Here is a 25,443-nt window from a genome sequence, read left to right as displayed (position 1 = left end):
ACCACCTCACTTTATTTTTACACAACTCAAAGGGCCAAAGCGTGAATGTTTTTCAGAAAAGGCGGGAAGCCGTGACCTCCCGCCTCTCCGGTTCATCCGCCGTTTCGGCGGCATTCATGCTCGTAGCCCCTGAGGAACTCTATCTACTTTTCAGAAGATTATTTTTTGTCATTGATGTCCTTGTCGTCGTCAACATCCTTGTAGTCGGCATCCACAACGCCGTCGTCCGGCGGGGTCACGTTGATGTCGTCGGCATTCTGTCCGGCAGCGCCTGCCGCCTGATAGGCCTTCGTGGAGACTTCGTAGAATTTCTTCTGAAGGTCCTCCTGTTTTGCCTTGATGTCGTCGATGTTCGTACCCTTGAGCGCTTCCTTCAGCGCGTCGATCTTGGTCTGCAGCTCGGACTTGTCGCCCGCGTCGAGCTTGTCGCCGAGGTCGGTGATGGCCTTCTCACACTGATAGACCATCTGGTCCGCGCCGTTGCGGGTGTCGATCTCCTCGCGGCGTTTCTTGTCTTCCTCGGCAAACTGCTCCGCTTCCTTGACGGCCTTTTCAATGTCGTCCTTGGACATGTTGGTCGAAGAGGTGATCGTGATGTTCTGCTCCTTGCCGGTGCCGTTGTCCTTAGCTGAGACGTGCACGATGCCGTTTGCGTCGATGTCAAAGGTGACCTCGATCTGCGGAACGCCCCTCGGCGCCGGCAGGATGCCGTCGAGATGGAACATGCCGAGCGTCTTGTTGTCCTTGGACATCTCGCGCTCGCCCTGCAGGACGTGGACCTCAACCGAGGTCTGGTTGTCGGCAGCGGTCGAGAAGACCTGGGATTTTTTGGTTGGTATGGTGGTGTTGCGCTCGATGATCTTGGTGAAGACGCCGCCGAAGGTTTCGATGCCGAGGGACAACGGGGTGACGTCGAGCAGCAGGATGCCCTTGACATCGCCGCCGAGCACGCCGCCCTGAATCGCCGCGCCGACCGCGACGCATTCATCCGGGTTGATGCCCTTGAACGGTTCCTTGCCGGTGTAGCTCTTGACCGCGTCCTGTACAGCCGGGATTCTCGTGGAGCCGCCGACCAGCAGCACCTTGTGCAGGTCGTTCGGAGTCAGTCCCGCATCGGAGAGCGCCTGGCGCATCGGGCCCATGGTCGCTTCGACGAGGTCCGCGGTCAGCTCGTTGAATTTCGCGCGGGTCAGGGTCATATCGAGATGCTTCGGGCCGGTCGCATCCGCCGTGATGAACGGCAGGTTGATGTTCGCCTGTGTCACGCCCGAAAGCTCAATTTTCGCTTTTTCCGCAGCCTCTTTCAGACGCTGCATCGCCATCTTATCGCCCCTGAGATCGACGCCGGATTCCTTCTGGAATTCGCTTGCCAGATAGTCGATGACCCTCTGGTCAAAATCGTCGCCGCCCAGACGGTTGTTTCCGGCGGTTGCGAGAACCTCCTGCACGCCGTCGCCCATCTCGATGATTGAGACGTCGAAGGTGCCGCCGCCGAGGTCGTATACCATGACCTTCTGTTCGTGCTCTTTATCCATGCCGTATGCCAGCGCCGCGGCAGTCGGCTCGTTGATGATGCGCTTGACGTCGAGTCCGGCGATCCTGCCGGCATCCTTGGTTGCCTGTCTCTGCGCGTCGGTGAAGTAAGCCGGTACGGTGATGACCGCTTCGGTGACCGGTTCGCCGAGGTAAGCTTCCGCATCGGCTTTCAGCTTCTGCAGAACCATCGCGGAGATTTCCTGCGGCGTGTAATTCTTGCCGTCAATTGTCGTTTTAAAATCGGAACCCATATGGCGTTTGATCGAACTGATGGTCCGGTCCGGATTGGTGATCGCCTGACGCTTTGCAACCTGGCCGGCCAGACGTTCGCCGGTCTTCGTGAATCCGACAACCGACGGGGTGGTTCTGGCGCCCTCAGCGTTCGCGATGACGACCGCCTCGCCGCCTTCCATAACGGCTACGCAGGAGTTTGTGGTTCCCAAGTCTATACCAATGATTTTTCCCATAAGATTACCTCCAGTTCTGATTGTGTACCATTCATTTTATTTTGAGCATATTGTCTTGTTATCTATACATTATATAAAAGCCCTTCCGGCTTTCCTGCAATGTATGGTTCCGGCTAGAAGCCGGAAATTCGGGGTGCTAATTGGCCACTTTTACCATCGCGAACCGAATGATCCTGTCTCCCATCTGGTAGCCCTTCTGGAAGACCTCGACAATCTGGTTTTCTTCCATATTGTCATCGTCGACATGGGCGACGGCATGGTGCAGATTCGGGTCAAACAGTCCGCTGCAGTCGATCTCCTCGACGCCCAGTTTTCCAAAGACCTCATAGATGCCGTTTAAGACCATCTGCATGCCCTTCTGGAATTCGGTATCGGAGCATTCACAGGCCATGGCGCGTTCAAAATTGTCCACAACCGGCAGGAACGCTTCAATCGTGCTGGATACCGCTTCCGGATAGATGGCCGACTTCTCGCGCTGGGTGCGCTTTCTGAAGTTGTCATACTCCGCAAGCGTCCGAAGCAGCTTTTCGTTCAAATCGCCGACCTGCTGTTCGAGCGCCGCGATGTCCTCAGCCCTGCTTTCCTCCTGAACGGCCTCTTCCGCATGCTCCTGCGGGGAAGCTTCCTGTTCGGTGTTACCTTGTGCCTTTTCCTTCGGCGGGTCCTGATGTTTCTGCTTTTTCTTCTTATCATCCACAGCTGGTATGCTCCTTTCGATCCTAGATGGATTGGTGACTGTTGTAATCTATCATAAATGTAGAATCTGCACATTTACGGCTGGTCGTTCTGGCTCTCGATCGTATCGGCCAGCAGCCTGCCCAGAGTATCGGCAAAATACCGCAGATGCGGGATCAGCCTGGAATAGTCGATCCGCACCGGTCCGATGACGCCGATGGCGCCGCCGTCCATTCTGCCGATCTTGTACTTCGCAACGACCACACCCAAATCCTCCAGCTCATACTGTTCGGCCTCCTTGCCCAGAATCACCTTTACCATATCGTTCAGGCTGCTGTCAATCAGGCTGGTCAGCATCTTGCGGTTGTTGAGGAAGGTGAACAGCTCGTGCGCGTGGTCGTTCAGTTCCCGGTAAGCCAGCAGATTGGTCTGGCCGCCCAGGATGAAGTTGCCCTCTTCAATTTCCCGGCATATCTCATAGATACTCACGAGCAGCGGAGAAAATACAACGCTGTATTCCCCAAGCGAAACGAGCAGCGTTTCGATAAAGGCCAGCGTGATATTTTCCAGCGTCCGGTTTTTAAACCGGTCATTGACGAACTTTACGAAGAAGTCCAGCACATCGTAAGAAAGCTGGAATCCAACCCGGCAGACCTTGCTTTTGACCACGCCGTTTGAAGCCATAACCAGCACCACCGCCGTGGTCCTGCCGGCCTTCATGATCTCGATGCGGTTGATGACCGCATCGTGCGGCGTCAGGGTCGTGGTCACGGTCGCGCAGCTTGTGAACTGCGCCAGCGCTTCGCAGGCATCCTGCAGCAGCTTGTCGGGATCGGGATCCTTGACGTTGAACAGCGCGTCGATTTCGTTCTTTTCGGTTTCGGTCAGCGGCTTTATATCCATCAGCCGGTCAATATAGATGCGGTATCCCTGGTAGGACGGCACCCTTCCGGACGATGTGTGCGGCTGTTCGAGGATGCCGAGCTCGGAGAGCGCCGCCATCTCGTTGCGCACCGTCGCGGAGGAAACCGGAAAATCCAGCATGCTGCAGACCGTCTTGGAGCCAACCGGTTCGCCCGTATTGATGTATGCTTCCACAATAGCTGCCAGAATCTTCAGTTTTCTTTCATCAAGTTCCACAGCCATCACCTCTTTTACATTCCATACGTGCTGTATACAAACTTGTTTCGTGTTTCCGTTTCAGGTTTAGCACTCTATATCCTTGAGTGCTAAATAGAATTTATCACGTTTAGGTGGCACTGTCAAGGCATTTCATAGTTTCTTTACAAAATTCTTTCCCGCCGTCTTTTTATCAGAAGCTTCCAGTACAATTTCCTATTTTATAGTGTTCACGTTTTTTCTGGAATATATCACCTGCATAAAAATATTTGTTTTCCAATCCGACCAAATTCTAATAAACTTTTTGATCAAAAGTGTTGACATGTCCAAAGAACTATGGTATTATATTATGCGTTACGACAAGCAGCACGGAGAGGTGTCCGAGCGGTTTAAGGAGCTGGTCTTGAAAACCAGTGACTCGTCAGAGCCGTGGGTTCGAATCCCACCCTCTCCGCCACACCTCATCTTTAAATGGAGACGTACTCAAGTTGGTGACGAGGCTCCCCTGCTAAGGGAGTAGGCCGGTTAATAGCTGGCGCGAGAGTTCGAGTCTCTCCGTCTCCGCCAATATCTAAAACCCGAATCTGGCATTTTGATTATAAAAGTCGTTTTCGGTTGCGTATGAACCAGGGATTGTATCCCTGGTTTTTCGCATTTATAACGCTGTTTTTATAGAAAGCAAAGAGCGGACGAGTCAATCTCGCCCGCTCTTTGTTATTTTATTTTGTTCGTGTCTGCTGTTTCGTCGTTTCCCTTGTCCCACAACTGCGGCGTTTCGTCCGCATCATCTATAACACCGTGAATGGCCTGTTCTATCTCAACATAGGAAACCAATTTCTCATTGTTGAATTTATCAAGGATACACGACATTTTAACCGCCGAATATTCTAAATACATTCTCTCATCGTCAAGAAAAAAGCAATCAATCGGCACTTGCAAAACCTGTGAAATATCGTACAGCATAGGAACGCTCGGTAAATTTAATCCGCGTTCGATTTGTGTAATATGATTTGTTGACTTATGGATTAACTCACCGAGTTTTGCTTGAGTAAGCCCCGACTTATTTCGAAAAAACTTGATTCTCTCTCCAAGTTTCGCGGCATTCATTGCCTTCATACATACCCGCCCCACATCTAATAATATCAAGGAATTTTCTTACTGTGATAATATCATTATACTGTAGGACAGAGTTATACAAAAGAAAGTGAAAACATTATAATATTCCTTAAAACTAAATATTTCATTGACGATTAACACTAATAACATTATAATTTTCTCTTGTAATGCTATTTCTTTAAGGGAGGAATATAAATGTCATTCGTCAAACGTCTTGCAGGTAAATATATCCGCAAAGTGGACGAGCGAAACCGGATTGCTTTACCAACAATCTTCACAAGCAACATTGAAAACGAGGGCTTCTTTGCAGAACGTGAGGGGGGGGAAAATTCTTCTTGTTCCCCACACTCGCGGAGAAGCTTTTGAGAAAGATGCGGTCATTTTATTACCGGACGAACTTAACCGCATTATCGTCCCTGAATTTTTATTAACCTCGCGGGTTTATTGTGTTTCTGTTGTTGAGGACAGAATCATGTTAGAGCCTTTTAGCCCGTCTTGTTCTCTGTGTGGAGAAACGAAAGAGAAAAACTCCCATGTAGAATTGTTTTTGTACGATAATCGAGTTTATTTTTGCGGTGATTGTCTCAAATGGCTAAGCAACGGGAGAGAATCGGCGTCAAAACTCGGCGATGTTTTTATAATCGACCGCTTTCAGTCTGAAAGCATGAAGAACAGAGAGGACAAAACAGACGGCTACAACAACGAAATCAAAACCATCACTTAAACTGGTGATATGCACAGGCCCTAGAAGGAAAGAGACACAGAAAAACTGTCATTTGCATCACATGCACTGCAGCTGCTAAAGCAGTTATATCTCTATTGCTTCTCACTTTGAGCGAAATGATTGTTGTCATTCGCTTCGCTCTATCCTCAAAGCTTAAGCTTTTTATTCTCACCGGCATAGCCGGTGGTTTTGTTACGCTAAAGCTACAAGAAAGCCTGGAGGCGCCGATTGGCGCCTCCAGGCTTTTTGTGCTTTCACATCATATATTTACAGTTCCTGCTTTTTGCGTCCTGCCAGAATGAGGGCTGCCACAAATGCCAGCAGCATGACCGCTGAAATCGCGACCATCGGGAAAACATCTCCGGTATTCGCGTTTCCGCCCGCGCTCTGGGAGCTTCCGCTCTGCGAGCCGGTTTGTGAACCGCCGCCGGATGCGCCGGAACTGCTGCTGTCACCCGGCCTGCTGGAAGCATCTGTTTCTTCCAGCGCGCCGAACGCCGCTTTCAACTCATCATACGCAGCTTTGAGCTGTTCGGCGCTCGCCTGCGTATTGTCAAGGACCATACCCGCAGCCTCCAGCGCATTCTGGAATACCTGCCAGCTTTCGTTTGTATAGCTGCCCTTCTCAAGCTCCCTGTATTCATTGTAAAGATCGCGCAGACTGCTTCTCCATGCGGATGCATCGGACGTCCAGAGGACGTTTTCGGCAAAGGCGGTGAACATCTGCGGCCAGAATTCCCAGTCATGCGCGCCGTTTCGGACGTCATAGGAATACTGGACGCCCTTCGCGGTCAGCTTCTCCGCAAAGGCGTTCATGCTCTTAAGCCTTCGGTCCTGTGCGCCCATGCCAAGCATGACCGTCGGCACGTTCAGGCCCTCAATGCCCTCCAGGTCCATCGACGCCACCTGCGCCGAGCTCCAGATGCCGAAGTATCCGTATGCCGCCGGATGCGCCAGGTACAGCCTTGCCGTCATGGTGCCGCCCAGGGACAGGCCGCAGTAGGCCATCTCGTCGACATTGTTTGAGACATTGTAATGCTTCTCAATATACGGCTTGATGTTATCCATCTGGTTTTGGGTGGAGTCGGCAACCTCGCTGTTGTTCATGGCGACGACAACGGCCGGTTCGGTCTTGCCTTCCGCCACCAGGTTATCCATGATGTTTGGCAGGCATCCGTCGTTCATCCAGTCCAGCTCGCTTCCGCCGCTGCCGTGGGAGATGTAGATCACTTTATACGGCTGAGCACGGTTCTCATCATAGCCGTAAGGCAGATAGACGGCCAGTTCCCGGTCGTTTTCTCCTTCCTTGTAGGAATCGAATACAACGGTTCCGTTCTGTCCGTTCCGCGGCAGCTCGACCGAGCGGTCGACATCCTGTTTGGATGAGTCAAACGGCAGGTACACCATGCTGAAATTCGCTTCCCTGCCGGTGATGGTGTTGACAAGCGGCTTGTTTGCCGGGTCGGTTGTGCTGACGCCGTCCACGATATAGCGGTAGGAGAATCCGCCGCTTGGCAGCGGCATCGTCAGTACCCAGGTTCCGTCTCCAACGTTGATCATATCCTCGGTGTAGCCCTTTTCGTCCAGATTCATCGGGAACATATCTTTTTCCCATTCATACGGGCTGTATTTCACATATACACCGTTCTCCTCGCGGTAGAAGCCGAAGAGATCGCTGAAGATTTTGACATCCTTCGCGTCCGTGTTTTTGTATACGAAGGTCGCGGTATAGCCGGTTGGGGAACCTGCGTCTTCCTTGACGGTCACGCCTTCGGTGTAACCGGCGTTGTCCTTCCACAGGACATTTTTGGCAAAGGCGGTGAACATCTGCGGCCAGAATTCCCAGTCATGCGCGCCGCTGCGGACATCGTAAGAATAATCGATGCCCTTCGCGGTCAGCTTCTCCGCAAAGGTGTTCATGCTGCCAAGCCTTCTGTCCTGCGCGCCCATTCCCAGCATGATGGTCGGCTCATCCAGGCCGTCGATGCCTTCCAGATCCATCGACGCGACGCGGGCGGAGCTCCAGATGCCGAAATATCCAAACGCTTTCGGATGCGCAAGATAGATCTCCCCTGCCAGCGTTCCTCCCGCGGAAAGTCCGCAGTAGGCGGTGTCCGCAACCTCTTTGGAGACGTTATAGTTCGCGTTGATATACGGCATGATGTTTTCCATCTGATTCTGTACAGAATCCTTCACCTCGCTGTAATCCATCGAGACGACAACCGCCGGTTCGGCTTTGTTTTCCGCCACCAGGTTGTCCATGATGTTCGGCACGCATCCGTCGTTCATCCAGTCCAGCTCGTTTCCGCCGCTTCCGTGGGCGATATAGATCACCTTATACGGCTGAGCACGGTTCTCATCATAGCCGTAAGGCAGGTAGATCGCCAGCGGACGGTCATGCTCGTCTTCCTTGTATGAATCGAATACAACGGTTCCGTTCTGCCCCTTCCGAGGCAGCTCGATCGAACGGTCGATATCCTGCTTCGACGAATCGAACGGCAGGTACACCATGCTGAAGTTTGCTTCCTTACCGGTGATGGTATTGGTAAGCGGTTTGTTCGCCGGGTCGGTCATATGAATCCCGTCCACGACATAGCGGTAGGAGAATCCGCCGCTTGGCAGCGGCATCGTCAGCACCCAGGTACCATTTCCGACGTTTTTCATGCCTTCGGTATAACCCGCTTCGTCCAGGTTCATCGGGAACATGTCCCTTTCCCACTCATGCGGGCTGTATTTCACATAGGTGCCGTTCTCCTCCCGATAGAAGCCGAAGAGATCGCTGAAGATTTTGACATCCTTCGCGTCCGCGTTCTTGTACACGAAGGTCGCGGTATAGCCGGTCGGGGAATCCGCGTCCTTCTTGACCGTGACGCCCTCGGTGTAATCTGTACGGCCGTCCGCCAATGCGAAGCTTGGAACGATGCTCAGCAGCATCAGGACAGCAAGCAGAACAGACAGCAGCTTTTTACCATTGTTTCTCATTAAAAATCCTCCTTAAACTTTTTTTAAAAACCAGCCTACAACGTTTGATTTTTTTGTGTATGATGGTATAATTAATAATATATCAACTCAAAAAATTGTACAATATGAAATAAAACGATACGTTGTCGAAATCGACCACCCATTGAACAAATCCTGCAAAATTGTAAAATTAGAACACCATATTTGTAATTTATCTCACCATTTGTCGTATCTTACAACCATCATTGTTTCAATAGAAGGAGAGTTTTTATGATTCGCGTTCTGCTAGCCGACGACAACAAGTCTTCTTTAGATTATTTTGCCGAGATGATCGACTGGGAAAGGTATGGATTCCAGCTTGTATCGACCGCCGTCGATGGGGAAAACGCCTGGATGGACTTTCAGAAGCACCATCCGCAGCTGGTCATCACCGACATCCAGATGCCGGTCCTGTCGGGGATCGAGCTGACGGAGAAGATCAACGCGGCCGCACCGGACACAGTCGTCATCTTCCTGTCCAGCTACAGCGAATTCAAATACGCACAGGCCGCCTTGAAGCTGAAGGTATTCGACTATCTGCTGAAGCATGAGACGGAACCGGATACCCTGCTCAAAAAGCTTTTCGCTGTCAAGGAGCATCTGGAAAAACAGGGCCAACAGAAAAAAATCCTCTCCGAGGATGAGCTGCTGAATCTCTATCAGGAATATGTCCACGGGCAGCAGACCGTCAAACCGAAATACTATCCGGTTCTGAAGCACCGGTACGATTTCTATTATATAGAACAGAATCACATCCTTGAGGCGATGGCCCGGCATCTGCCGGACAGCACGCCTTTGATATCGGAGGCGCTGCTGAAGCAGACCTGCTATCAGGACTTCCCAGATGTCTCCGCCGTCATCAAAACCGCGCCGTATCAGTATCTGGTGCTGGCCCGCACCAGAGAGGAAACGCTGCAGATGGGCTATCAGCTCCGGGACAGGCTGGAGGACATGCTGCAGGCAAGCTTTTCCGCGGTGATCCTGGGGCAGTCCCTGTCGTCCGGGGAATGTATGCAGCGGTATCTCTCGCTCTCTGAACAGCTCTCCCAGCTTTATTTCTATCCGGTGTCCTCCGTCATTGACAGCGGCTACCTGCAGAACCGCGGCGACGATTCCGCGTTCCTGCAGGATACCGGCGGCCTGCAGAAGACGCTTGCGCAGCGTGAAAGGCCGTCGGTCCATCTGGTGGACGAATGGTATTCCAAAGCAATCCAGCTGAAACACTATCCCAGCTTCTGCCGGATTACGGAGCTGTTCCTGACCGATCTTCTGCAGTACCACCAGCGCATCATCGACGTCGGTTCCGGACAGATATTTTCCGTCACAGATCCAAGCGCGCCGGCCTTCTGGTGCGATGCGTATTCGATCTATCAATGGGTCAAACAGCAGTATGCCCGTCTCCTGCGGATCCTCCCCGACACAAAATCCCGCTATTCCGAAATTGTCAGCGAAACCATCGACGTGATCAGCAGGCGGTATATGGACGTCAACCTGAACGTGGACGAACTCGCATCCCAGCTGCACGTCAGCGTGAGCGGGCTCAACACCATCTTCAAAAAGGAAACCGGACAAACGGTCTGGAAGATGATTGTAAAAACCCGTATGGAGCATGCCCGAAAGCTGCTGGAGCAGAACGAATATTCCATCTCAGAAATCTGCACAATGGCCGGCTACAATTCCCTGTCCTACTTTTCAAAGGTATTTCGGAAGACCTTTGACATCTCGCCGCAGGCGTACAGGAGGCAGAACCATGAAAAGACCGGGCATTAATTCGTTGGCACAGAAAGGCATCCTGCTGATCGTCTCCATCGGCCTTGCGTTCATCCTGCTGATCAGCCTCTTCCTGCCGGATATTCTGTACAGCATCATGAAGCCGCATATCTCCAGCTACGTCTCAAGTCTGATCAATGCCAATACCATCCGGCAGAGCGTCATCTGGCGGTTGAACCGCGTCGCGTTCACCGGGCATGACGACGACGAGCTCAAGGAATGGCTGCTGACCTACGAACAGGGCGAGCAGGATGACGCATTGAAGGAGAAGATTCTATCCAAGGTGCCGGTCCAGAAGGTCGGCGTCGGCGGGTATCAAATCCGCGGGGAGGGGGCCATCTCCGTCACCACCTATTCGATGATCTACATCAACGGCGGGGATACTTTTTACCAGCCGGAATCACGAAAGATCGCGTCCATTGTGCTGGAGTCCGATTGGATTCACACGCTGTCCCCCGATATGAGCTACACTTATTCCCCGGTCATCTACTCCGACAGCCGGGAGATTCCCAGTATCATCTGCTTTACGATCCCCATCAGGATGGACGAACTGGACGGCTATATCATCCATATGCTCGATTTTTCCTGCATCCAGACGCAGTTCCGGGAGCTTGAGGACATCGGCATCCATGATTATATGCTTCTCCAGCAGGACCGGGTGCTTTATCAGAATCCGGACACCCATATCAAGCTTGACAGATATCCGGATTGGATGTATCAAGGCGTCCAGTATCAGACCATGGTGCAGGATACCGGGGAGGGCATGGACTTCATGACGCTGTGCTCCTATCAGGAAGAGGACTTCCGGGTCGTCGTGCATGCGGATAAAAAAACACTGCTGGCGCCGTATCAGCAGATTTTCTTTCTGATACAGCTGATCATCTATGTGATCATCCTGACGCTGCTGGTGACCATCCTGCTCGCGTCCAGGGGATCGCTCCGCCGGCTGACGAAGCTCAACCAGAAGATGGACTGTGTCAAACAGGGCGATTATGACGTCACTCTCAAGGACCCTAAAGAGGATGAAATCGGGAATCTCGCACAGACCTTCAACATGATGCTTGGCACCATCAAGCAGGATATCGATCACAAGGTGGAGAGCGAACGCAAGGAACAGCAGATGCAGTACAGCCTGCTGGTCTCCGCGATCGATCCCCACTTCATCTACAACACGCTGAACGTCATCACAATCCTGGCGCGCAGGCAGAAATGCAGTGAAATCGTCAGCGTAAACAAGGCCCTGATCGGCACACTGAAGGACCGGCTGACCACCAAAAACTGCAAAACCTTCGACAGTCTTGCGGTCGAACGGGAGGTTCTGGACCAGTACATGATCATCCAGTCCTATCTGTGCCACAACAACATCGACTACACGTTTGAGGTCTGCGACGATGATCTGGCCCTTCAGATTCCAAAAAATATCCTGCAGCCGCTGGTGGAAAACTGCATCAAGCACGGCTTGCTTCCCCATAAAGACGCCGATACCAGAGAAATTCTGGACGGCATGATCAGAATCTCCGTGCAAAGGCAGGAAGACCGTCTTCGGATTTCCATTGCCGACAACGGCGTCGGCATGGATGACAGCCAGATTGAAACCTATTTTTACCGGGACCTGCAGTCCATTGTAGAATCTGAGTCCGAGCATATCGGCATCTATAATATCCGCATGCGGCTCTCTTATCTGTATCAAGACCGATGTCAATGGATGGTTCAGAGTGAAAAAGGAAAAGGAACCGTCATCACGCTGATGCTGCCGGTTGACCCGGACAAATCAGCAACATAGAACCGGCAGCATAGAATCGGCTTTATAAACTCTTTCCGTCGGTACATTATCATTCTTCCTGCCCGATGCGGGCGGCAGTTCACCATGAACTGCCGCCCGCTTTTTGTCCTCTCAATTGCCAAAGCTTTTGCCGTCACGTATGCATTCGCCGCAAAGCCATCGGCCTGTTCCAACCCCCGAAATATCTTTGCCGCCTGCTTCGCTTTGAACCGGAAACATACGCAGATGAGAAAACCTGTTCCAGCCACGACACGCGGCCCGCACGTGTCCTTACAGGATTTACCGGTTCCATTTTTCAAAAATCTATGTTAATATGATTTTGTTGAGAAAAATGTTATTTTATAGAATTTAAAACAGGAGGAAGAGATTATGAAACGAATTTTGTTATCTTTGATAGCAGTCATCGCCATGTCGGCTACCGTTATAATCCCTTTAGACATAGAAAAATCCAGACAGGACAGCATTTACAAAACATCAGAAAACAGCAGTTCTTCGGACAGGAGCTCGGCCAGCGGCACGCGTTCCGCTTCTGAAGACACAAGCGATACAGAAGCCGTCTCCGATGCATCCGCCGAAGAGGAAACGACAGGCTCCAACTCCGCGGACAGCTCCGCAGCGAGCACACCGGCGGGTGCCGGCAAACGGACCGGCGAGCAGCAGAAACAGGCCGTGTCTTCTTCTGACGCCCCACAGACCTCTTCGCGGCCTCAGGCATCCCCGCCGTCAGCTTCGAAGCCGCAGAATTCCCAGCCGTCGGCATCCAAACCGCAGACCTCCAAGCCGTCAGGGCCTTCGTCGGGTTCCAACAGCTCGAATTCTTCACGCCCAAGCGTATCGATTCCGGAGTCCTCAAAGCCATCCAGTTCCAAGCCGCAAGCACCGGAAACAGATAACGGCAGCCTGTCCTACGCGCAGCAGGTGGTGAATCTTGTAAACAAAGAGCGGGCCAAAGAGGGACTCAGCGCCCTTTCCATCAGCCAGCCAGCCGCCGCGGCAGCACTGGTACGGGCCAAAGAGATTGAGGGCAGCTTCTCCCACACCCGTCCCAATGGCAGCAGCTTCAGCACGGCCCTGACCGAGCAGGGCGCCCGATACAGAAGCTCCGGCGAAAACATCGCCTGGGGCCAGAAAACGCCGGAGCAGGTCATGCAAGGCTGGATGAACAGCCCCGGGCATCGTGCCAACATCATGAGCCCGAACTTCACATCCATCGGCGTCGGCTATTACCGCAGCGCTTCCGGCACAAACTACTGGACGCAGCTGTTTATCGGCTAATATAAGCCGCGTTCTTACCCGGGCGATGGATCGTCATCTTTGTTCGGTCGGTTGATGGTCATCTTTGCCCAGTCAATTGATGGCCGCCCATGCTCAATCAACGGATTGTCGTCTTTACCCTATCAATCGATGGTTATCCGCTGGCTTGCATGGACTCCGCAAAAGAATCAAGAAAACACCTGTCTGCTTGCCGGACAGGTGTTTTTGCATGTTTCTCCAGTCTATCATTTCAGCTCCCCTGTCAGCTCAGACGCAACCACTATGATATCCCGTCACAGCCCGGATGACAACAAAAAGGCATGAAAAGCTGTACATCTTCAGTCAAAATTCTTTTTTCTTGTTGTGCTTTTTATTCAAAAATGCTATAATATTTCTGGTTGAATGAGATAAAATTTTGAAAGAATTTGATGAAACCGGTCCCCGCCGGAGAAGAGCAATGAAAGGAATGAAATCCATGCCGAATTATTATCAGCCCGAGATCGAATGCGCATCCCGGGAACAAATCCGGGCCTGGCAGGATGAACGTCTTGTCAATACGGTCCGGCACGTCTACAAAAATGTGCCTTATTACCGCGAAATGATGGATCAGAAAGGGGTTTCGCCGGATGACATCCGGTCGGTGGACGATCTGCACAAGCTCCCCTTCCTGACCAAGGATGATTTGAGAAACGCCTATCCCTACGGCCTGCTGGCCATGCCGCTCAGCGACTGCGTACGCATCCAGTCCACCAGCGGAACAACCGGCCGCCGGGTGGTTGCATTCTATACACAGCACGACATCGACCTGTGGGACGACTGCTGCGCGCGCGCCATCATGGCGGCGGGAGGCACCAAGGACGACGTCGTTCATGTCAGCTACGGCTACGGCCTCTTTACCGGCGGACCGGGACTCAACGGCGGTTCGCACAAGGTCGGCTCCCTGACCCTGCCGATGTCCTCCGGCAACACCGAACGCCAGATCCAGTTTATGTGCGACCTCGGTTCCACCATTCTCTGCTGCACGCCTTCCTATGCCGCATACCTGGCGGAAAGCATCCATGAACGCGGCATGCAGGATCAGATCAAGCTGAAGGCCGGCATCTTCGGCGCGGAAGCCTGGAGCGAGGAGATGCGGCAGGATATCCAGAATAAGCTGGGCATCAAAGCATATGATATCTATGGGCTGACAGAGATTTCCGGCCCGGGCGTCTCGTTCGAATGCAGCGACCAGACCGGTATGCACATCAACGAGGACCACTTCATCGCGGAGATCATCGACCCGAATACCGGCGAGGTGCTCCCGGACGGCGAAAAGGGCGAGCTGGTCTTCACCAGCATCACCAAAGAGGCCTTCCCGCTTCTGCGCTACCGTACCCGGGACATCTGCGTGCTGAACCGTGAACCGTGCTCCTGCGGCCGCACCCATGTCAAGATGTCCAAACCGATGGGACGTTCGGACGACATGCTGATCGTCAAGGGCGTCAACGTCTTCCCATCCCAGATCGAAACCGTGCTGATGAACAAGGGCTATCCGGCCAACTATCAGATCATTGTCAGCCGTGAGAACAACAGCGATAAGATCGAGGTCCTTGTCGAGATGACGCCGGAGATGTTCTCGGATGAGCTTTCCCGCGTATCCGCCAAGGAAAAGGAACTGGTCGACGCGATGAAGGCCATGCTGGGCATCTATGTCGTTGTCAAGCTCGTCGCGCCGAAGAGCATCGCGCGCAGCGAGGGCAAAGCCGTCCGCGTCGTCGATAAACGCAAACTGTATTGATAAAAGGAGGCGTGAATGCTATGACTGCGAAACAAATCTCGGTTTTTTTAGAGAACAAACCCGGCCAGCTTGCGGAATTCACCAAACTTCTGGAAAAGAACCAGATCAACATGTGCGCGCTGTCGCTGGCGGATGCGGAGGATTTCGGCATCCTGCGCATCATTGTGGATGATTCCTACAAAACCGCCTGTGTGCTTAAGGACGCCGGTTATGTCTTCTCGATCACCAAGGTTCTGGCGGTGGAGATACCCGACAAGCCCGGCAGCCTGGTCCATATGCTGGAAATGCTCGGCGAAAACGATGTCAATCTGGAATACACCTACGCCTTCACGATCCGCAAAGCGGACCGTGCATATATGATCCTGCGCGTGGCGGATAACGAAAGGGCGATCGAAGTTCTTTCGAAGAACGGCGTCAAGCTGATCTGCCAGGACAATCTGTCCGATCTGTTTGCGGACTAAAGAAAAAGATATCAGGCCGGGAAATGACAAACGCATTCCCCGGCCTTTTTGTATCTGCAGAGCGGACAGGCATCCCCCGCCCCGGGATGCTTTTATCTTCTTTACATCCATGATAATGAAAAACTCTGTTTTGGCCGACTATCGGCACACACTATATCGGTTTGAATTTCAATTAATCGATAGGAAAAAAGAGAAATCAGAGTACACCATGCTTTTACAGTCACTATGCGCATTTCATTTCTACGACAAATAAGGATACATATTTGAAAGAAGACGGAAAGGAAACCATTGCTATGCACATTGTGAAACCGGAAGACATGCACCGTATCGCGCCCCTGTTTGAGGGATGGAAAGAAACGATGATCGATTCCTGTCTGCAGGGGCTGATGGGATCAGCTTGGACGGACGACCTCGAAGCGCCGCAGTCCGCGCAGATTGTGGTCGGAGATTTTTGTTTCTTTGCGGGCCGGCCGGATACCACCTTCATCCGGCATATCCCAGAAGGCTTTTCTTCTCCCTGCATCCTGATGATCCCAGGCCATGACGGCTGGAACAGGCCGATTGAGCACATCTATCCGGACTGCGAAGCCTTCACCCGCTATGCCTTTCAGAAGGACGGCTGCTGCTTCAACTGTGCGCGGCTCGAACAGTACGCTGCGGCACTGCCGACCGGATACCGCATACAGCAGATTGACCGGCTGCTGTACGATCAGATTCGGCGTCAGGATTGGGCGAAAGACCTGTGCGCACAGTTTCCGGATTATGATCATTACCGCCGAAACGGGCTGGGATTTGCTGTACTGCATGAGAATCAAGTCGTCAGCGGCGCATCCTCTTACACCTACTACAACGGCGGCATCGAGATTGAGATCGACACCCACGAGGCACACCGGCGCAAAGGGCTTGCGCTTGCCTGCGCCAGCCGGTTGATTCTGACGTGCCTGAGCCGCGGCATCTATCCCAGCTGGGACGCCGCCAACATGGATTCGGTCGCGCTCGCGCAAAAGCTCGGCTATGTACTGGATAAGCCTTACCGCGCTTATGCCGTCTCCAATCCAAATCGGGAATAGCAAAAGGCAGGATATCGAGTCGGATATCCTGCCCTGTTTTATGAAACCGGCGCTTTGTTTTTAAAAATATAATCTGTCTCATGATCCTTCTCTCTTTTTTCCATCGAAATCCCTGTCGTTGCTTTTGATAGGTTCACTATAGTGAATGCCGCTTATCGGTCAGCCGTTTACACGTGAACGGCTCTGATGCTGCCGGTAACCGCTTGATTGTCCTAAAAACAGGCTGTTTTGAGTTTTGCACCCCTGCTGCAGACTTTCATCGTGTCACCTCGTAAAAATAACGATACCGAAACAGGAATTTTCATATCCTTGTCGGAATCTTCACAGAATCATGGTAAAATAAAAACTGTTATGTTCCGGCCGCGGCCCTGTCAATTCCATTCGGCCTGCGGCTGAAACTACATCCTGTACTTATCTTTGCAAGGAGTGAAGCTATGGACTTTATTGAAATCATCAAGGCAATCGTCTTCGGAATTGTCGAGGGCATCACCGAATGGCTGCCGATCAGCAGTACCGGCCATATGATCCTGCTCAATGAATTCTTTCCGCTGAAGGTCAGTCCTGCGTTCTGGGAGATGTTCCTCGTGGTCGTACAGCTCGGCGCCATTCTGGCGGTCGTGGTCCTGTACTGGAAGAAGCTGTTCCCCTTCCGTTATGAGAACGGCGTGCATATGGATAAGCCAAAATTCTCCATGTGGTTCAAAATTGTCGTCGCCTCCATCCCTGCCGCCATCATCGGCATCTGGGAGGACAAGCTGAACGAATTTTTCTATAACTATATGACAGTCGCCATCATGCTGATCCTGTTCGGCGTGCTGTTCCTCGTTGTCGAGCATATGAACCGCGGCAAGCATCCCAGGGTAACCGCCATTTCAGGCATCACCTACCGCGCCGCGTTCTTTATCGGCATTTTTCAGATGATCGCGGCGGCTTTTCCAGGAACCTCCCGTTCCGGCGCGACCATTGTCGCTGCGCTTTTGATCGGCATCTCCCGCCCGACCGCGGCGGAGTTCACCTTCTTCCTCGCCATCCCCGCGATGTTCGGCTCCAGCCTGATCAACCTGCTGAAATTCGGCTTCAGCTTCACCGGCAGTGAACTGGTCATCCTGCTCGTCGGCATGATCGTCGCATTCTTTGTCTCGATTGCGGCCATCAAGTTCCTGATGGGATACATCAAGAAACACGACTTTAAGGTATTCGGCTGGTACCGCATTGTGTTAGGAGCTTTGATACTGGGGTATTTCCTGCTCGTCTGACATCATCCATATCTTTAAAAAGGTGCATCGGCTGAAGTCGATGCACCTTTTTGCATAGAACCATGATTTTTCAGAAATTCGTATCGATAGGATATGCCAATCCGTTGTAACAGCATTGCGGTCATCCCTTTATAGGCTCTATTCCTTTTGGTCATTATATCCATATTTTTATCTGGAAAAGAGATGGATAATGAAAGCTTTTTCTCCTTGACTCCTTTTGCCTTCATAAAGATAAAAACACATACTTCCATATCTTCCATTCAAAACACTCCCTGTCTGAAAGGATGTCCATCTCTTTGAAAAAAGACGTATTTTACCTGGTTTTCAGGGAATATTTGATTGACTTTGTCCATTTTAATCTGTATGATGGACTTATATCCCATTTTATAATCAGGAGGACATAAAAATGAAACGCAAACCATTGGCGCTGCTTCTGACCGCGGCGCTTCTGTCATCCGGCCTGGGTGTTTCGGCCATACAGCCGCAGCAGCAAACGTCCATAAAACTGGATGCCCAAACGTTCACCATTGTCGATGAGAGCATCTCCCATGTCGATCACACCAAACGCGGCGGGGCCATCCTGTTCGACTCCCAGGACGAGCTTCCCGAAACGCCGGAAAAGGCAAACATCAAAATTGCCGGGAAGACCTGGCAGCCGAACTATATCATCCAATGGGGACAGCCCAGCTTCTACATTGATCTGGGTGCCTACTACGTGATCACCGATATCGGCTATATGGACATGAACGGCGCGCCGACCGTGGATGTGTTTTACGGGGAGCCGTTCGCATGGAAGATGCTTGGAAACCTGCCGACCAACTACTACAATTCCTACCGCGTCTCACATGTTGACCAGGGTACCCCGACGCGTTACCTGCGCGTCGTTTCCCAAAGCTCGGATACCGGCATCAATGAAATCGGCCTGTACGGCTATAAGGTGCGCGAGCTGGATGACAGCGATTTCATCAAGACCCAGCCCAAACCGGCGGATTCACAGCCTGAAAACCTGACCTCCGGGCAGAAAATCGGCGCGAACGCCTTCTGCGACGACCCGTATACCGCCCTCGCGGCGCTCGGCAATGTGCGCGAATACTACAACTGGAGCTGGATGACCGGCAAGGACGGCGCGCACTCCTTCAACAGCATCGTGAACAAGGACCGTTATTATCAGACCCTGCAGTCGATGGGCGTTTCGGTCATTCCCTGCATGCAGATGACCTGTCCGGCCTTCCAGCTTGAAGGCGAGGACTTCAGCAAAATCAAAAATACCATTCCGATTGCGGACGGCGCCGACACGCTGGATCCATCCTCCTACGCGCTGCACAGCAACGCGATGTACAACTTTGCGGCCCGCTACGGCAGCAACCCGGACGTCGATCAAGCTACGCTGAATGTCGCGGACGGCGATGTGCAGGTTGGCCTTGGCTATCTGAACACTGTGGAATCCTGGAACGAGCAGGATAAGACCTGGGAGACCAAGGACAGCTATTTCCATCCGTACGAGTATGCGGCGATGCTCAGCGCTGACTATGACGGCGACGAGGGACGCATCCAAAACGGCGGCGTCAAGACGGCCGATGAGAACTTCAAGCTTGCCATGGGCGGCCTTGCCGGCGGCTCGAAGGCGACCCGCTATCTTTCCCTGATGAAGAACTGGTTCGACCACAACCGCTCGGACGGGCAGTTTGCCTGCGATGTGATCAACTACCACGATTACATCACCGATGAGGAGGCGCCGGAACGGTCGAATTTCCGGGAGCATGCCCGCGATATCGTCGAGTGGACCGAACAAAACGCGCCCGGCCGGGAGGTCTGGCTTTCGGAATTCGACGTCATCGCATCCGACAAGCAGATCAGCGGCGTGGACAACCATGACAACGAGGCCTATGCCGAAGCGCGCGCCCAGCGGCTGCTGCGCGCCTTCCTGGTCGGCGAGCGCGAGGGGCTTGACAGGATGTCGATGTTCATGCTGCGCGACGAGTGGAGCGGCGTCTACTACAACAGCGGACTGACAACCGGCAAGGGCGACTGGGATAAAAAAACATCCTGGTACTATGTATCCGCCGCCACCGAGACGCTGCAGAATGCGGATCTGGTCGATGTACAGGAGAGCGACGACGTATATGTCTACACCTACCGCGACCGCAGCAGCTCTGAGACAATTTACGCGGTCTGGTCGCCGACAGCCGACGGCAGCACGGTTCCGGACTACCAGCTATCGGTTGGGGAACACCATAAAGCGACGCTCGTCACCCCGGCTTACGGCGTCAAGGAAGGAGAAAAACAGTTCCTGCCTATAACATCAGGGACCGTATCTCTGGATGTAACCGAAACGCCGGTATTCCTGAAGGTAAGCGACGAGGACGTCGCCTTCGACCACTATCCGCAGCAGCTCATCCATGTGCAGCAGATGCGCCTTGGCGAGCGGAACGGCAGCAGGGACACAGTTACCTTCGACAACCACGAAGTGATCAACCTTGCGAACGGTGAGACGCCCAGTGCGGACAACTTCATGCTGAATCAGTTCTGCCATCTGTTTGACGAGCAGAATCCCGAAACAACCGCCGCGACGCCCTGGGTCAAGACCGCTCAGAAACCGGCCACTGAGATGGCCGGCCCCGCGGTACACAAGGATCGGGCCTACCCTTACGACTGTGTGCTCACCTTTGACGATTATTACACCATCACCTATGTCGGCATCTATGACAGCTACAGCACCGGGAAGCTGGAAATCTATGACGACGTCTCAGGCGACCTGATTTTCACTTCAGCGCTCGATTCCTATAACACCTGGGTGCTCACCCCTCTGACGGACGAATCGATCCGCACGAACCGGATACGCATTGTCAAATACGACGACGCCAAGCTCAACGAGCTGGCCTTCTACGGATATCCGGCAGACCGCAAAATCGGCGTGGATGTCCCATCTGTACCGGGCGAGATCGGCTCACCGTCCACCATCTCGCATCCGCGGCTTGCCATTGCCGATTCGCGGCTCGGCGCACTTTCTGAGAGCTATTCCGGCAACCACGCGCCCATCGAACGGGCGTTTGCCGCTCTGCATGACGAACAGGAGCTTCTTCCTGAAACTGACCGTGAATCCATCAGCAAGGCCTCTTCATTCAAATCCAACTTTTCAAACATCTGGGGAAGCGGCTCGACGTTCCCGTTCGATGCGGTGGTGACGCTCGAAGAACGAAGCGCCATATCATGCGCCGCGATCTATGCCGGATGGGGAACCAATGCCGGCAAATTCGAGATTTACAACAACGAAACCGGCGAACTGCTGGTTTCCGATGAGCTTATCGGCAATGGAAAGCTCTTCTATTTTGACTTTGCGGAGCCGGTAGAAACACAGTCGCTGCACATTGTAAAGTACAACAGCCGCACCATCTGTGAGATCGGATTTTATGGAGACAGCTTATCCGTTTAACCATGCAGGATCATCCGCCGCACAATGATCTTTTTACAGGCATCGGCAAATTTCACATCAGATTTTTTATCTTCCGGTAATTGATAGATACCTAGGGCTGCTGTATCTCAGCGGTACAACGACCACTCAGACAATTGCAGCTTGGAAACCGCCGGTCTGCCGGTACAGAGCAGTACCGTAACCGCCTTAACAAAGCATCCTGGCAAACGAAATAAAACTGCTGAGATACGACGGCACCATCACTGCGCAGCCAAATCACCTGGGCACATACCGTATGCTGAACCGCAGCAGCCCAGCGGCCGCCCTGCCAAACATATGATAATACAGTCTGATACACGCGGTTATTCGGCAAAACATAAGAAGCGCCCTTCAAATTTGAAGGGCGCTTCTTATCTTTATGACGTCTATTGATCATGGTACAGAATCCATATCAATCGTAGTCTTTCACCATCTGCAGATAGTCGAAGGATTCATAGCCCAGCTTTTTATACAGCCGGATAGCGCCCTCGTTGACCGATGTCACCTCTAAACGAAACCGCTTGACCCGGCCCTCATATTCTTTCTCAAGGAAACAAAACAGCTCGGTGCCAAGCCCGTGCCCCTGAAACGCCGGGTCGATATAGACCTCCTCCGGCCAGACAACCAGCCCGGCAACCTCATTGGAGTAGGTCAGCGCCAGCAGCGCATAGCCTGCCGTTTTGCCTTCATGCTCGATGATAAGCCCCCTCGCATAGGGATTTTTGTGCATGATCTGCCGGAAGGTCTCCTCAAAATTTTCTCTGGGAATCGCATGCAGCACCGCGGAGGAATGATAGAACGCATCCGACAGGCGGATGTACTCCTCCCGGTCCTTTTCCATAAAATCTCGGATCATGGTGCTCTCCTTTCTAAATTCTCATCAGTTTTTATCAAAACAACGTTGAAAAACGTATAAAAATATGTTAAACTTGATATATATCCAATTGAAAGGGGCTACTATATGAATAATCTTGCAAGCAATCTGCGTGCTTTTTTCGATGAAAAAGGCCTTCATTATACTCAGACGGGAAAAGAAGAAGAAGCGTTCATCCTGCCGCAGAGAATCAAAGACAGCGATGTCATCTTAAAATTTCTGGTTGTGACAAAACCTGAGGACAGTTCGATCTCGATCTATGCCAAAAACCTCTGTGCCGTCAAAGAGTCCGGCCGCAAGCTGCTGGAGCTTCTCAACGAGTTTAACCGGGATTACCGCTGGATCTCCTTCTATGTCGACAACGACAACCAGATCACCCTGCTCGCCGACTCCAATGTCACCGAAAGCAATGTCGGGGACGTTTGTCTGCAGCTGATCGGACGCGCGGCGGGCCTTGCCAATCTGGTCTATCCCAAACTGAAAGAATTCGCAAAGGAATCCCAGGAATAAACAAAGGAAGGAGAAGCTTTTCATGAACTTATATTCGGAAAGATTACATAAATTTTTCACCGAAAAAAAGGTGGGCCATCAGGTTACCGGAGACGAACAGCAGGTGCTTCTGTTTCAGCAGCAGATCAAGGACACCAATGTCGTCCTGCGCCTGGCGGTCATCACAAATGTGGACGACCAGTCCATCTGCATCCATGCCCGGAACCTCTGCATGGTCAAGGAGGTCACCGACGGCCTACTGCAGACACTCAACGAATTTAATAGGAAATATCGCTGGATCACCTGCTACATTGACCGCAACAGCGAAATTGTCATGCGGGCCGACTCGCTTGTCACCCCCGGCAATGTCGGCGATCTAGCCATGCAGCTGATGCTGAGGATGATCAGCATTGCCGCGGACCTGTATCCCGCCCTGATGAAAGCCGTCTGGGCCTGATTCCCGATTTTACTGGATACGCCATTATAAAATGAACGGTATAGCTGGATGCTATACCGTTTTATTTTTATTATGATACCGATAGATCCACAGACTCATCCCGGTAACGCCGGATAAACAGCTGAAAACGCTGGGCTTCATCCTCCCTGCCGGGTTCTATCGGGATGGTATAGCACCTCTTTGCCGCCGTTTGAATGGACAGAACCGCCGGCGCTTTATCCTCAGCTTCCGCAAACGACACATCCTGTACGCTTTTCCACGGAAGATGCACCGCTTCAAACCCGTAGAAATCCGCGTTGACCATCGAGATGCCGTCGGTCATGCAGACCACGAGGTTTTCCGGATCGGCCTTTGATTTCATGAACTTTGACAGCCCCTGTTTTTTCCGCCGCTGCCAGAAGAAGCTTTCCACATGGTCGCTGAGCCGGTAGCACAGCTTTCCAAAGTTGTACATCATGTAGCTTTCGGTAAACAGCCGCTCGCATGCGGTGTTGTCATGCAGGAACAGATTCGGCGCATATTCGGGCGGGTTCCCAAGCAGGGTGTTGTAGATCTCAACCATCAGATCGTCGGACATCCGGCTGTAACTGAGGCTTTTGCGCCTGATCTCGCCGTCCTGCCGGTAAAGGATGGACATCTGGCATTTCAGCAGCTCCATATAGTGCCGGACAACCAGTACATCCTTCTGCTCGATGACCAGAACATCCTCTCCGCCGCGCTCTACAAACACCACCTCCTGTTCAAACCGGAAAAGCAGACTTTCCGGTATGACGGTCAGCCAGTGCTGCACACGGGGAACGAAGATCATCTGTGCCGGCTCCAGTCCCCTGTCGAGCCATGGACGCAGCGCGGGCAGAAAGCGTTCCGGCACATCAGAAAGCTCAAATATCCGTTTTGGCCAGCTTGCCGCGGTCGGCCTGGTATCAATCATTCCGTCTTTTTTTGAAAAAATCATATTGTTTTTTCTCCTCAATACTGCATGCAGACAGAAGCTTTTTCATGGCAATATCCGTATGGATGGGTCTAAGCCGCTTTCCCATCTGCTGTGGGCCGGGCCGTCATGCAGCTTTAACAACACTGCGAACCTTATAATTCTTTCCGCTGGCAGAATGATCGGACATACGCTTCACGCTTTCCGCCTATGATGCATGTTGTATGCGTGTTATTCCGCTGAAGAGCTCTCCCCGGATGCCGCGGAGCTTTCCTGTGTTTTGGAGGATGCTGCGCCCGAAGTTTCGGACGCGGTATTCTTCGAGGACTCATCCATACCCTCATACCAGGTTGGTAGGGTCAGCTCCGGCACCTGATTGATCTTGCTGAACTCCAGCGTGGTGACAATCGTACGGGTCTGCTTCTCATCGTTGTCGCCGACGGTGACCGTGGCATCCTCCTGGATGGTTGCCCACTGCGCAATCTTGTCCTTATTGAAACTGATCGTCGCCGTAACCGTGTTGTTCAGAGAGGTGACGTCAAACGTAAATTCCAGATGATAACCGCCGTTTTCGGTCTGATAGACCTTGACATCCTTAAAGAAATCCGGGTCAAGCGTCAGGCTTGGGACACCGATGACCCGTGCGATCGATTTGACCAAGTCAAAGTTGCCGACCGGATACTGCTGCCGGATTTTTTCATAGATCTCGGCGTACTCCTCGCCGGTATAGTAGAACTCAAACGGCTCATTTGCCACGCCGTCATAGCGCAGGGTGTCCTTGATGCTGGCGTAGAGCTGGAAGGTGCCGTCCCCGTTGGAAACGAAATGCACCTTGTTTTTCTTGCCGGTCAAAAGGTCCTTGACCTTGTTGGTCGGATCGTTTACAACCGTATGATAGGCCGTGATCTTGCCGTTTTTATTGACCTGCTCGACTTCCTTGATGAATTCCTGCGCGTCCACCTCGGTCAGTTCGGTGCGGTTCTGCATCTCGGCTTCCTTGTTCGCGCCGCAGGCGGCAAATACAAAGATAAAGCTGCATGCCAGCAGCACGGTCAGGATTTTTTTCATATTCATGATGGGTACTTCCTTTTCTCGTCTTAAATTCATGTGATCCGCCGCAGCGGATGCTTTCATCAAAGCCTGTCCCTGCAACAGGGCCGTTACAGGCTATTTTTCCATTCTATCCAATATAGTATACGGGGAAATGAGAGCTTCGTCAAGATTGCATCCACA

General features: G+C 52.4%; 20 protein-coding genes and 2 tRNA genes. 13 read left to right on the top strand and 9 right to left on the bottom strand.

Annotated features, from left to right (window positions below):
• Positions 1 to 158: 158 nt before the first annotated feature.
• The 3 genes from dnaK to hrcA all read right to left on the bottom strand — a co-directional run bounded on the left by dnaK (position 159) and on the right by hrcA (position 3,818).
• Positions 159 to 2,003 (bottom strand): molecular chaperone DnaK, encoded by a 1,845-nt coding sequence (gene dnaK / locus BN348_RS04055; RefSeq protein WP_040196383.1) that lies wholly within the window; start codon positions 2,001 to 2,003, stop codon positions 159 to 161.
• Between the two features lie 136 nt (positions 2,004 to 2,139).
• Positions 2,140 to 2,700 carry a nucleotide exchange factor GrpE gene (gene grpE, locus BN348_RS04050; RefSeq protein WP_052446695.1) on the bottom strand — a complete coding sequence of 187 codons (561 nt, stop codon included), beginning with the start codon at positions 2,698 to 2,700 and terminating at the stop codon, positions 2,140 to 2,142.
• Between the two features lie 74 nt (positions 2,701 to 2,774).
• The gene (hrcA, locus tag BN348_RS04045; RefSeq protein WP_040196379.1) at positions 2,775 to 3,818 is read right to left on the bottom strand and encodes a heat-inducible transcriptional repressor HrcA; all 1,044 of its coding nucleotides are present in this window, start codon (positions 3,816 to 3,818) and stop codon (positions 2,775 to 2,777) included.
• A gap of 349 nt (positions 3,819 to 4,167) precedes the next feature.
• On the opposite strand from hrcA, the gene BN348_RS04040 reads away from it, so the two are divergent.
• Positions 4,168 to 4,254 (top strand) — tRNA-Ser (locus BN348_RS04040).
• 16 nt (positions 4,255 to 4,270) lie between these two features.
• A tRNA-Ser gene (locus BN348_RS04035) sits at positions 4,271 to 4,364 on the top strand.
• A 147-nt stretch (positions 4,365 to 4,511) separates the two neighbouring features.
• On the opposite strand, the gene BN348_RS12975 is transcribed toward BN348_RS04035, so the two are convergent.
• The gene (locus tag BN348_RS12975) at positions 4,512 to 4,913 is read right to left on the bottom strand and encodes a helix-turn-helix domain-containing protein (RefSeq protein ID WP_052446694.1); all 402 of its coding nucleotides are present in this window, start codon (positions 4,911 to 4,913) and stop codon (positions 4,512 to 4,514) included.
• 304 nt (positions 4,914 to 5,217) lie between these two features.
• Between BN348_RS12975 and BN348_RS04025 the strand changes: the two genes are divergently transcribed.
• A complete protein-coding gene (locus tag BN348_RS04025) occupies positions 5,218 to 5,637 on the top strand; it encodes a hypothetical protein (protein WP_156136406.1) in 420 nt (139 codons plus the stop codon).
• 267 nt (positions 5,638 to 5,904) lie between these two features.
• Here BN348_RS04025 and BN348_RS04020 read toward each other — a convergent pair whose 3' ends face one another.
• Positions 5,905 to 8,619 (bottom strand): alpha/beta hydrolase-fold protein, encoded by a 2,715-nt coding sequence (locus tag BN348_RS04020; protein WP_040196375.1) that lies wholly within the window; start codon positions 8,617 to 8,619, stop codon positions 5,905 to 5,907.
• A gap of 249 nt (positions 8,620 to 8,868) precedes the next feature.
• On the opposite strand from BN348_RS04020, the gene BN348_RS04015 reads away from it, so the two are divergent.
• The 7 genes from BN348_RS04015 (at position 8,869) to BN348_RS03985 (ending at position 18,008) form a co-directional block, all read left to right on the top strand.
• Positions 8,869 to 10,407: a response regulator transcription factor gene (locus BN348_RS04015; protein WP_040196374.1), complete on the top strand. Its 1,539-nt coding sequence runs from the start codon at positions 8,869 to 8,871 to the stop codon at positions 10,405 to 10,407.
• Entirely contained in the window at positions 10,388 to 12,190 is a 1,803-nt protein-coding gene (locus tag BN348_RS04010; RefSeq protein WP_040196373.1) for a sensor histidine kinase, read from the top strand. The genes BN348_RS04015 and BN348_RS04010 overlap by 20 nt, the downstream gene beginning before the upstream one ends.
• Before the next feature lie 369 nt (positions 12,191 to 12,559).
• Entirely contained in the window at positions 12,560 to 13,465 is a 906-nt protein-coding gene (locus BN348_RS04005; protein ID WP_040196372.1) for a CAP domain-containing protein, read from the top strand.
• A 454-nt stretch (positions 13,466 to 13,919) separates the two neighbouring features.
• Positions 13,920 to 15,221, top strand: coding sequence for a phenylacetate--CoA ligase family protein (locus BN348_RS04000; RefSeq protein ID WP_040196371.1), 1,302 nt, complete (start codon positions 13,920 to 13,922; stop codon positions 15,219 to 15,221).
• Positions 15,222 to 15,241: 20 nt separating this feature from the next.
• Positions 15,242 to 15,682, top strand: coding sequence for an acetolactate synthase (locus BN348_RS03995; RefSeq protein ID WP_040196369.1), 441 nt, complete (start codon positions 15,242 to 15,244; stop codon positions 15,680 to 15,682).
• Between the two features lie 293 nt (positions 15,683 to 15,975).
• Positions 15,976 to 16,752 carry a GNAT family N-acetyltransferase gene (locus BN348_RS03990; RefSeq protein ID WP_040196420.1) on the top strand — a complete coding sequence of 259 codons (777 nt, stop codon included), beginning with the start codon at positions 15,976 to 15,978 and terminating at the stop codon, positions 16,750 to 16,752.
• A gap of 434 nt (positions 16,753 to 17,186) precedes the next feature.
• Positions 17,187 to 18,008 carry an undecaprenyl-diphosphate phosphatase gene (locus BN348_RS03985; RefSeq protein WP_040196368.1) on the top strand — a complete coding sequence of 274 codons (822 nt, stop codon included), beginning with the start codon at positions 17,187 to 17,189 and terminating at the stop codon, positions 18,006 to 18,008.
• Between the two features lie 14 nt (positions 18,009 to 18,022).
• Here BN348_RS03985 and BN348_RS03980 read toward each other — a convergent pair whose 3' ends face one another.
• Positions 18,023 to 18,268, bottom strand: coding sequence for a hypothetical protein (locus tag BN348_RS03980; RefSeq protein ID WP_040196367.1), 246 nt, complete (start codon positions 18,266 to 18,268; stop codon positions 18,023 to 18,025).
• Between the two features lie 146 nt (positions 18,269 to 18,414).
• Here BN348_RS03980 and BN348_RS03975 point away from each other — a divergent pair, with 146 nt between their 5' ends.
• Entirely contained in the window at positions 18,415 to 21,441 is a 3,027-nt protein-coding gene (locus tag BN348_RS03975; protein ID WP_040196365.1) for a hypothetical protein, read from the top strand.
• 430 nt (positions 21,442 to 21,871) lie between these two features.
• Here the strand turns inward: BN348_RS03975 and BN348_RS03970 are convergent, their stop codons facing one another.
• A complete protein-coding gene (locus BN348_RS03970; RefSeq protein ID WP_040196364.1) occupies positions 21,872 to 22,315 on the bottom strand; it encodes a GNAT family N-acetyltransferase in 444 nt (147 codons plus the stop codon).
• A 105-nt stretch (positions 22,316 to 22,420) separates the two neighbouring features.
• Between BN348_RS03970 and BN348_RS03965 the strand changes: the two genes are divergently transcribed.
• Entirely contained in the window at positions 22,421 to 22,843 is a 423-nt protein-coding gene (locus BN348_RS03965; RefSeq protein WP_040196363.1) for a YbjN domain-containing protein, read from the top strand.
• Positions 22,844 to 22,865: 22 nt separating this feature from the next.
• Positions 22,866 to 23,279 carry a YbjN domain-containing protein gene (locus tag BN348_RS03960; protein ID WP_040196362.1) on the top strand — a complete coding sequence of 138 codons (414 nt, stop codon included), beginning with the start codon at positions 22,866 to 22,868 and terminating at the stop codon, positions 23,277 to 23,279.
• A 70-nt stretch (positions 23,280 to 23,349) separates the two neighbouring features.
• On the opposite strand, the gene BN348_RS03955 is transcribed toward BN348_RS03960, so the two are convergent.
• Both BN348_RS03955 and BN348_RS03950 read right to left on the bottom strand, forming a co-directional pair.
• A complete protein-coding gene (locus BN348_RS03955; RefSeq protein ID WP_040196361.1) occupies positions 23,350 to 24,234 on the bottom strand; it encodes a hypothetical protein in 885 nt (294 codons plus the stop codon).
• A 207-nt stretch (positions 24,235 to 24,441) separates the two neighbouring features.
• Entirely contained in the window at positions 24,442 to 25,284 is an 843-nt protein-coding gene (locus BN348_RS03950; RefSeq protein ID WP_040196360.1) for a hypothetical protein, read from the bottom strand.
• Positions 25,285 to 25,443 lie beyond the last annotated feature (159 nt).

The organism is Candidatus Soleaferrea massiliensis AP7, from assembly GCF_000820765.1.
GTDB lineage: Bacteria > Bacillota > Clostridia > Oscillospirales > Ruminococcaceae > Soleaferrea > Soleaferrea massiliensis.
Note: the sequence above shows the minus strand (reverse complement) of the source record. Positions and strands in the feature narration are given on the sequence as shown.

Excerpts from the sequence above, each read along its gene's own strand:
- dnaK (WP_040196383.1), bottom strand. The coding sequence starts at position 2,003 with ATGGGAAAAATCATTGGTATAGACTTGGGAACCACAAACTCCTGCGTA.
- BN348_RS12975 (WP_052446694.1), bottom strand. The coding sequence starts at position 4,913 with ATGAAGGCAATGAATGCCGCGAAACTTGGAGAGAGAATCAAGTTTTTT.
- BN348_RS04020 (WP_040196375.1), bottom strand. The coding sequence starts at position 8,619 with ATGAGAAACAATGGTAAAAAGCTGCTGTCTGTTCTGCTTGCTGTCCTG.
- BN348_RS04015 (WP_040196374.1), top strand. The coding sequence starts at position 8,869 with ATGATTCGCGTTCTGCTAGCCGACGACAACAAGTCTTCTTTAGATTAT.
- BN348_RS04010 (WP_040196373.1), top strand. The coding sequence starts at position 10,388 with ATGAAAAGACCGGGCATTAATTCGTTGGCACAGAAAGGCATCCTGCTG.
- BN348_RS04005 (WP_040196372.1), top strand. The coding sequence starts at position 12,560 with ATGAAACGAATTTTGTTATCTTTGATAGCAGTCATCGCCATGTCGGCT.
- BN348_RS04000 (WP_040196371.1), top strand. The coding sequence starts at position 13,920 with ATGCCGAATTATTATCAGCCCGAGATCGAATGCGCATCCCGGGAACAA.
- BN348_RS03995 (WP_040196369.1), top strand. The coding sequence starts at position 15,242 with ATGACTGCGAAACAAATCTCGGTTTTTTTAGAGAACAAACCCGGCCAG.
- BN348_RS03990 (WP_040196420.1), top strand. The coding sequence starts at position 15,976 with ATGCACATTGTGAAACCGGAAGACATGCACCGTATCGCGCCCCTGTTT.
- BN348_RS03985 (WP_040196368.1), top strand. The coding sequence starts at position 17,187 with ATGGACTTTATTGAAATCATCAAGGCAATCGTCTTCGGAATTGTCGAG.
- BN348_RS03980 (WP_040196367.1), bottom strand. The coding sequence starts at position 18,268 with ATGGAAGATATGGAAGTATGTGTTTTTATCTTTATGAAGGCAAAAGGA.
- BN348_RS03975 (WP_040196365.1), top strand. The coding sequence starts at position 18,415 with ATGAAACGCAAACCATTGGCGCTGCTTCTGACCGCGGCGCTTCTGTCA.
- BN348_RS03970 (WP_040196364.1), bottom strand. The coding sequence starts at position 22,315 with ATGATCCGAGATTTTATGGAAAAGGACCGGGAGGAGTACATCCGCCTG.
- BN348_RS03965 (WP_040196363.1), top strand. The coding sequence starts at position 22,421 with ATGAATAATCTTGCAAGCAATCTGCGTGCTTTTTTCGATGAAAAAGGC.
- BN348_RS03960 (WP_040196362.1), top strand. The coding sequence starts at position 22,866 with ATGAACTTATATTCGGAAAGATTACATAAATTTTTCACCGAAAAAAAG.
- BN348_RS03955 (WP_040196361.1), bottom strand. The coding sequence starts at position 24,234 with ATGATTTTTTCAAAAAAAGACGGAATGATTGATACCAGGCCGACCGCG.
- BN348_RS03950 (WP_040196360.1), bottom strand. The coding sequence starts at position 25,284 with ATGAATATGAAAAAAATCCTGACCGTGCTGCTGGCATGCAGCTTTATC.